9 protein-coding genes and 3 pseudogenes are annotated in these 6,685 nt (G+C 71.2%); 9 read left to right on the top strand and 3 right to left on the bottom strand.

The window, feature by feature from the left end; genetic code table 11:
- The first annotated feature begins 96 nt into the window (after nucleotides 1–96).
- Nucleotides 97–1,236 (top strand): PQQ-dependent sugar dehydrogenase, encoded by a 1,140-nt coding sequence (locus tag D3105_RS31280; RefSeq protein WP_118906259.1) that lies wholly within the window; start codon nucleotides 97–99, stop codon nucleotides 1,234–1,236.
- A 58-nt stretch (nucleotides 1,237–1,294) separates the two neighbouring features.
- On the opposite strand, the gene D3105_RS31275 is transcribed toward D3105_RS31280, so the two are convergent.
- On the bottom strand, nucleotides 1,295–1,909 hold the full coding sequence (locus D3105_RS31275; RefSeq protein WP_118906258.1) for a helix-turn-helix domain-containing protein: 615 nt from the start codon (nucleotides 1,907–1,909) through the stop codon (nucleotides 1,295–1,297).
- A gap of 89 nt (nucleotides 1,910–1,998) precedes the next feature.
- Here D3105_RS31275 and D3105_RS31270 point away from each other — a divergent pair.
- From D3105_RS31270 to thpR, 6 genes and pseudogenes are all read left to right on the top strand, one after another.
- Nucleotides 1,999–2,466, top strand: a pseudogene (locus tag D3105_RS31270) (MFS transporter); the annotation flags it as partial.
- Nucleotides 2,418–2,573 (top strand): annotated as a pseudogene (locus tag D3105_RS35580) (diguanylate cyclase); the annotation flags it as partial. The pseudogenes D3105_RS31270 and D3105_RS35580, both read left to right, overlap by 49 nt.
- Complete coding sequence (locus tag D3105_RS35575; RefSeq protein WP_240647092.1) at nucleotides 2,570–3,181, top strand: DJ-1/PfpI family protein; 612 nt, start codon at nucleotides 2,570–2,572, stop codon at nucleotides 3,179–3,181. The pseudogene D3105_RS35580 and the gene D3105_RS35575, both read left to right, overlap by 4 nt.
- Entirely contained in the window at nucleotides 3,178–3,510 is a 333-nt protein-coding gene (locus D3105_RS35570; protein WP_240647091.1) for a helix-turn-helix domain-containing protein, read from the top strand. The genes D3105_RS35575 and D3105_RS35570 overlap by 4 nt, the downstream gene beginning before the upstream one ends.
- Nucleotides 3,511–3,550: 40 nt before the next feature.
- Complete coding sequence (locus tag D3105_RS31255) at nucleotides 3,551–3,958, top strand: VOC family protein (protein ID WP_240647090.1); 408 nt, start codon at nucleotides 3,551–3,553, stop codon at nucleotides 3,956–3,958.
- Between the two features lie 81 nt (nucleotides 3,959–4,039).
- Nucleotides 4,040–4,687: an RNA 2',3'-cyclic phosphodiesterase gene (gene thpR / locus D3105_RS31250; RefSeq protein ID WP_118906257.1), complete on the top strand. Its 648-nt coding sequence runs from the start codon at nucleotides 4,040–4,042 to the stop codon at nucleotides 4,685–4,687.
- 25 nt (nucleotides 4,688–4,712) lie between these two features.
- Here the strand turns inward: thpR and D3105_RS31245 are convergent, their stop codons facing one another.
- Nucleotides 4,713–5,339, bottom strand: coding sequence for a hypothetical protein (locus tag D3105_RS31245; protein ID WP_118906256.1), 627 nt, complete (start codon nucleotides 5,337–5,339; stop codon nucleotides 4,713–4,715).
- An 82-nt stretch (nucleotides 5,340–5,421) separates the two neighbouring features.
- A complete protein-coding gene (locus D3105_RS31240; RefSeq protein ID WP_118906255.1) occupies nucleotides 5,422–5,910 on the bottom strand; it encodes a MarR family winged helix-turn-helix transcriptional regulator in 489 nt (162 codons plus the stop codon).
- A 113-nt stretch (nucleotides 5,911–6,023) separates the two neighbouring features.
- On the opposite strand from D3105_RS31240, the gene D3105_RS31235 reads away from it, so the two are divergent.
- The gene (locus D3105_RS31235; RefSeq protein WP_044376929.1) at nucleotides 6,024–6,434 is read left to right on the top strand and encodes an Ohr family peroxiredoxin; all 411 of its coding nucleotides are present in this window, start codon (nucleotides 6,024–6,026) and stop codon (nucleotides 6,432–6,434) included.
- A gap of 114 nt (nucleotides 6,435–6,548) precedes the next feature.
- Nucleotides 6,549–6,685, top strand: a pseudogene (locus tag D3105_RS31230) (MerR family transcriptional regulator); the annotation flags it as partial.

Raw genomic sequence — 6,685 nt, 5'->3', positions numbered from 1 at the left:
CCCCCCACCCAGGTTGCCTGCCGGCGCGTACCCCCACTCAACTCCGTACGAGCAGCCGGGTGACTTCCCCCCATTCGCCGCCTCCAGGAGGCCACGGTGAAATTTCGCACCAGAAGCTCGGCGATCATCGGAACGCTCTGCCTCGTCACATCCCTGGCGTTGGCCACGGCGTCGGCGGACGAGCCCGCCGACGCCCCCGCTCAGCAGGTGAGCGCCTCCCTGACCGAAGTGGCCAGGGCCCAGGGGCCTTCCGCCGGGGCGGCCGGGCCGAACGACACGGTATGGGTCGCCGAACGCGCGGGCACCGTAAGGGTGTTGGACGATTCAGGGCTCGGCGAGCCCGTTCTCGACATCTCCGACGAGACGACCACCGACGGTGAACGCGGCCTGCTGGGCGTGGCGTTCGACAAGACATTCGCGCACTTCTACATCTCGTACACCGATCGCGAAGGCACCAGCACAATCGACGAGTTCACGGTGGAGGGCGGCCAACTCCAGCCGGATACACGGCGCACGGTCCTCACCCAGACCCAGCCGTACGCGAACCACAATGGCGGGGACATCAAGTTCGGCCCCGACGGCTACCTCTACATCGCCTTCGGTGACGGCGGCTCGGGCGGCGACCCGCACGGCAACGGGCAGAAGCTCGACACCCTGCTCGGCAAGCTGCTGCGGATCGACCCGAGCGGCGGCGAACCGTACGCGATCCCGGCGGACAACCCGTTCGTGGACCACGCGAACGCGAAGGACGAGATCTGGGCGTACGGACTGCGCAATCCCTGGCGGTTCTCCTTCGACGCGGGCACGGGCGACCTGCTGATCGGCGATGTCGGCCAGAGCGACTGGGAGGAGATCGACTGGGCTCCGGCGGACAGCGAGGGCGGCGAGAACTACGGCTGGGCCTCCATGGAGGGCACGCATCCCTTCCGGGGCGGCACGGAGCCCGCGAACCATGTCCCGCCGGTGCACGAGTACGACCGTACGGGCCTCGGCTGCTCGGTGACCGGCGGATTCGTCTACCGCGGCGACGCGCTCCCGGACCTCCGGGGGAGCTATGTGTTCAGCGACTACTGCGACGGCACCCTGCGGACGCTTCAGCTGGAGAACGGCGAGGTGACCGGCGTGGGCGACCTCGGCGTCAGCGGCGGGGAGGTCATCTCGTTCGTGGAGGGCGGTGACGGCGAGCTGTACGTGCTCGGCAGCAGCGGCGTCGTCTCCCGCGTCGATCCCGCGTGAACGACTGACCCGCGTGGGAGGTTGACCGCGTGGACCGGGGGCGGGGCCCCGCCGATCATCATGATCGGCGGGGCCCCTTCCCGTCCGTGGCTTCTCCACGCTTCTCCGTGGCTTCTCCGCGCTGGTGGCCGCGGCGGGCGTCACGGTCGAAGATGCCCAGCAGCTCGCACGGCCCCCCCTCGGCGCCGATCGCGTGCGGGAGCATCGTGGGGAACTCAGCCGCCTGGTTCGTCTCGATCCGCAGGCGCCGGTTGCCCAGGAGCAGGATCGCGGTGCCGGACAGGACGACGAGCCACTCCCGGCCCGGATGTGCGCGCAGACGCGCGGGGTTGTCGGGCGGAGGCTCGGTCATGCGCTGGCGGATGACCGTCATGCCGGGCTCCGCCTTGATGGGCCACCGCATCTGACCGTGGGCTCCGTCGATCATCGGGTTGGAGACGATGTCGTCGGACGCGGTCTCGACGAGCTGGTCGAGCGAGGTGTCCAGGGCGCGGGCGAGCGTGACGAGCTGGTCCAGGGCCAGCCGGCGCCGCCCGTTCTCGATACGGCTGAGCGTGGACTGGCTGACCTTCGCTCGGGCGGCCAGCTCCTCCAGGGACCAGCCCTGGGCCACGCGCAGGGCGCGGATCCGTTTGCGTACCAGGCTGTCCAGCTCACCATGTTCTTGCGTCATAGGCATGAGTGTATGCCCTCTGCGCAAGGTGCGCTTAGTGTCGTCCGTGGTCGGCCCCGGAATCGGTGGGCTCGCGCGGAAGAGGAATCATGAATACGAACCAGCCCGGTCCGGTGGGCGTCGATCCGGACGGCGCCCCGGGCGAGTCGGGCGAGGGTGTGCCCGATGCGCGTCAGCGGCGCACGATCCTGATCACCGTGTGCATCGCGCTGATGGCCGTGATCGCCTCGGTCTCGGGGCTCAACGTCGCCCAGCCCGACCTGGCCGTCGCCTTCGGCGCCTCGCAGAGCACGGTCCTGTGGATCATCAACATCTACACCCTCGGCCTGGCCGCCCTGCTGTTGCCGCTCGGCGCGGTCGGCGACCGGCTGGGCCGCAAGCCCGTGCTGGTGGCCGGTCTCGTCGTCTTCGGCGTGGCCGGTGCGGCGGCGGGTCTCGCGCCGTCGGCCGAGGTCATGCTCGCCGCCCGGCTGTTCAGCGGGGTGGGCGCGGCCATGATCATGCCGATCACCCTCGCCGTGATCACCTCGACCTTCCCGGAGAAGGAGCGGGGCCGGAGACGACGTTCGGCAACGTCAAGGCCGACGTCCTGGAGCACTACGTCCCCGGCTTCGAACGCGGCGACTTCGTCCGCACCGTTCTCGACTTCCCCTGGGCCGAATGACCGGAACCGCCCGCCCCCACCTGGTGGCCGTCCTGGCGTTCGACGGGGTCCAGCTCCTCGACGACACCGGCACGGCGGAGGTGTTCACCACGGCCAACGGCCACGGGGGCCGCTACGACGTCCGGATCGGGTCGGTGACCGGTCAGGACGTCGGGACCTCCGGCGGGATCAGGCTCGGGGTCGACGGCACCCCGGCCGGTCTCCCGGGGCGGCTCGGAACGCTGCTGGTGCCGGGCCGCCGGGACTGGCGGCGGGCGGTGGACGACGCCGCGCTGACGTCCGGGGTACGGGATCTCGCCGGGCGGTCGCGCAGCGTGGCGTCCGTGTGCGCGGGCGCGTTCGTGCTGGCGGAGGCGGGCCTGCTGGACGGCCGCAGGGCGGCGACGCACTGGCGGCTGGCCGGTGAACTGGCCGCCGCCTGCCCGGCGGTGACGATCGAGTCCGATCCTCCCTGGTGGAGGAGGACCGCGGCGCCGGTCCGGCCCGTGACACCGCACGGGAGCCGGTGGTGTTCATGGCCAGACCGGGCGGCCAGTCCCATTTCAGCGCCCGGCTGCGGCCGCGCGAGGCCGGGCATCCCGCCGTACGGGCGGCCATGGACGCGGTGAGCGCCGAACCGGGCGGTCCGCACACCCCGACCACGCTCGCCCGGCTCGGCGAGGTCTCGGCCCGGCATCCGAGTCGGCTGTTCCGCGGCGAGACCGGGCAGTGCCCCGCCCAGTACATCGAATCCGTACGCCTGGAGGCCGCCCAGGCGCTCCTGGCCTCGGGCACCGATCCCATCGAGGCGGTGGCCGAGGGGGCGGGGTTCGGATCGGCCGAGACGATGCGCCGGGCCTTCCAGCAGACGCTGGACCTCTCCCCCACCCACTATCGTGCCCGGTTCCGGACGACGGCGACCGCGGGCGCCGGCGCGGCGGCACAGGTGGACGGCTGAACTTCGCACCGTACGGCCGTACCTGGAAAGGTGGGTCAGCATGACGGACACACCGAACACGACCGGCTCCCGCATGCGGATCAACGCCCTCATCGTCGATGCCACGGATCCGGAACGGCTCGCCTCGTTCTGGTCCGAGCTGCTCGGCAGGCCGGTCGTGGGCCGGACGGGGCCCTACGTGTGGCTGCGGCGCGAGCACGGCCTCGGGCTGGGCTTCCAGCGGACCGATGAGCCAAGGCGTTCCAAGAACCGGATGCACTTCGATGTCTCGGCCCCCGACCCGGCCGCCGAGCAGGGGCGGGTCGAGGCGCTCGGCGGGCGCCGACTGGCGGGATACGACGACGGTGGGTTCCTGGTGATGGGCGACCCCGAGGGAAATGAGTTCTGCATCATCCCCGAGGGTCCCTTCGAGCTGGACGACGAAGGACGCACGGACTACCTCGGCTGACCGGCGCGCACGGCACGCGCCGGAGCCCGTCGTCGGCCCCGCGTCGCGGCCGGGGTATGGCCGGCACGTACGGTACGGCAGGTGAACGAACCGCTCGAAGCCGTGACCGGCCACCCTGCGGACGGACGTGTCCCGGCCCTGACGACCCGCGTGTTCCTGGCGCTCGCCCCGCCCGACGACGCGAAGGAAGAGCTGGCGCGGGTACTGCGTCCGGCCTATGGGGCCTACCCGCGCATGCGGTGGAACCGCATCGAGGACTGGCACATCACGCTGGCGTTCCTCGGGGAACTCCCGGTCGCCGCCGTTCCGCCCCTGATGCCTCCGCTCGCTCGGCTCGCGGCCCGGCAACGCCCGTTGCGGCTGGCGCTGCACGGCGGCGGGCACTTCGACGAGCGGGTGTTGTGGACCGGGATCACAGGGGACCTCGAAGGGCTGCACCGCCTCGCCGTCGACGTACGCACTCTCGTCAGGGAGTGCGGCGTCTCCTTCCCCGAGCGACCGCTGCGGCCGCATCTCACGCTGGCCCGGTCCCGCCGGGGCGACCACGCGAACACGGTGGAGGCCGCGGCCTCACTCGCCGCGTTCGCCGGGCGGGACTGGGAGGCCGGGCGTCTTCACCTGGTCGGCAGCAACATCGGTCGCGGTCCCGGACCGATCCACTACCGTGACATCGAGGCCTGGGACTTCCCCCGCGGGGCCGAAGGTGCTGCCGAGGTCTCCGGCGGCTGAGCCCGACCCCTCCCCTGCGACGCGGTCACGTGGTGTCGTGCCGGGTGGGCCGGGCGTGCGTCAGCAGAAACTCGGTCGCCCGCGCGATGGCCTCGGCGGACGTGGCGTGGACGGCCTCCGACTCGTCCTCCTGCAGGTCCGCGCCTGTGGCGGCGTACCACCAGGCGTCGGCGCCCGGGTCGTGGTGAATCACGGCGTCGCCACCCGCGTAGTGGAGCGGGATGGACTCGCTGGCGGACTTCTTCGGCAGCGCGTGGGGCCACTTGAGGCGGGCCGACTGGCGCTTGATCCCGCCCCAGGCCGCGCCGAGCTGCGCGTAACTGGATCCACCGCGTCCGGCGACGGTGGCCGCGCTCTCGGCCAGCCGGTCGACGGACCGCTTGGCTTCGTAGAGCGACCGCAGCATCGCCAGCTGCACGTCGGGCGCGGCCATGAGCGCGGCGTCGAAGGGCTTGCCGGCGGTGCGGTAGGCGAGCGCGCGCGTCGAGATCCGTTCGGTCAGCGACCGGACCGCCGCGAGCAGTTGCTCGTCCATGGCGAACGTGTCGTCGTCATCGGGCTCGTTCCAGGCGGGGTCCACCGGGGTCAGGACCGTGGCCCAGAAGTTCTCGTCGCTCTGATCAGGTGTCGGGATCGCCTTCACGTCATCCATGCGACAACATTAACTGTCGCGGGGTGGCTCGACAATTTATTTTGCCGCCATGACGTGATGACAGGCCAACCTGTCATGATGTTCAGTCGTCGTCGACCGCCTCTCCCAGCGCGCCCGTGAGTCGGCCCAGGATGTCCTGCAGCCCGAGGACCTCCTCCAGCGACAGGCCGGTGGCGGCGAGCACACCCCGCGGGATGGACAGGGCGCGCTCGCGCAGCCCCGCACCCTCGCCGGTCAGGTCGACCACGACGGAGCGCTCGTCCTCGCGACTGCGTTCGCGCCGGACCAGTCCGGCACCCTCCAGCCGCTTCAGCAGCGGCGACAGGGTCCCCGAGTCCAGGTGGAGGCGCTCACCGAGAGCCTTGACCGACTGTGGGCCCTGCTCCCAGAGGACGAGCATGACCAGGTACTGCGAGTAGGTGAGGCCGAGATCCTTCAGCGCCCGCCGGTAGTAGCCGCCGAACGCCCGCGAGGCGGCGTGCAGCGAGAAGCACACCTGGTGGTCCAGCCTCAGCAGCTCGGCGTCGGGGACGGCGGAGAGGTCGGGCGAGGCGCTCGGAGCGGTGGTCATGGAACCAGAGTACCGCCGCTCACCCTATTGAGTTGTGCACAACTTAGTTGTGTGCAATCTTTATAGTCGTGGCCACGACCAGCCGGGTCGGGGCTCCAGAGGAGGGTCATCCCATGGACGCGTTGTACACCGCCGCCGCCACCGCCAACGGCCGCGAGGGCCGTGCCGTCAGCTCGGACGGCCAGCTCGACCTGCCCCTGGCCATGCCCCCGGCCCTCGGTGGCAACGGCAAGGGCACCAACCCCGAGCAGCTCTTCGCCGCCGGCTACGCGGCCTGTTTCGCCAGTGCCATGGCTGCGGTCGGCCGCGAGATGAAGGTCGACACCAAGGACGCCTCCGTCACCGCCGAGGTCTCCATCGGCAAGGACGGCGACGGCTTCGGGCTCGCGGTCATCATGCGCGTGGAGCTGCCGGACTCCCTCGCGGGCGAGACCGGGCAGAAGCTGGTCGAGGCCACCCACGCCTACTGCCCGTACTCCAAGGCCACCCGGGGCAACATCGACGTCGAGCTGGTCATCGAGTAGCCGACCGCGCGGACGCGTTGACCAGGGGCGGCAGACCGGGCCACGACCCCGAGCGAGCCGTGGCCCGGCCTCTCGCCTCACCCCTTCAATCGGGCCACCGCGCCCACCGGCCGGCACCACAGATACGGTCCGGAAGCCGTGGAACGGCTGGGCATGATCCGCTCACTGCGCGGCCTGGATCTGTCGGTTCCCGAAGTGCGCCGCATCCTTGACGAGTTGGACGCGCAGAACGGGCGGGAGGGGGCCGGGGC

This window comes from Streptomyces globisporus, assembly GCF_003501885.1.
Taxonomy (GTDB): domain Bacteria; phylum Actinomycetota; class Actinomycetes; order Streptomycetales; family Streptomycetaceae; genus Streptomyces; species Streptomyces globisporus_D.
This window is presented reverse-complemented; position numbering and strand designations above follow the sequence as displayed.

Coding starts and splice junctions, on each gene's coding strand:
- D3105_RS31275 (WP_118906258.1), bottom strand. CDS start 1,909: ATGACGCAAGAACATGGTGAGCTGGACAGCCTGGTACGCAAACGGATC.
- D3105_RS35575 (WP_240647092.1), top strand. CDS start 2,570: ATGACCGGAACCGCCCGCCCCCACCTGGTGGCCGTCCTGGCGTTCGAC.
- D3105_RS31255 (WP_240647090.1), top strand. CDS start 3,551: ATGACGGACACACCGAACACGACCGGCTCCCGCATGCGGATCAACGCC.
- D3105_RS31245 (WP_118906256.1), bottom strand. CDS start 5,339: ATGGATGACGTGAAGGCGATCCCGACACCTGATCAGAGCGACGAGAAC.
- D3105_RS31240 (WP_118906255.1), bottom strand. CDS start 5,910: ATGACCACCGCTCCGAGCGCCTCGCCCGACCTCTCCGCCGTCCCCGAC.
- D3105_RS31235 (WP_044376929.1), top strand. CDS start 6,024: ATGGACGCGTTGTACACCGCCGCCGCCACCGCCAACGGCCGCGAGGGC.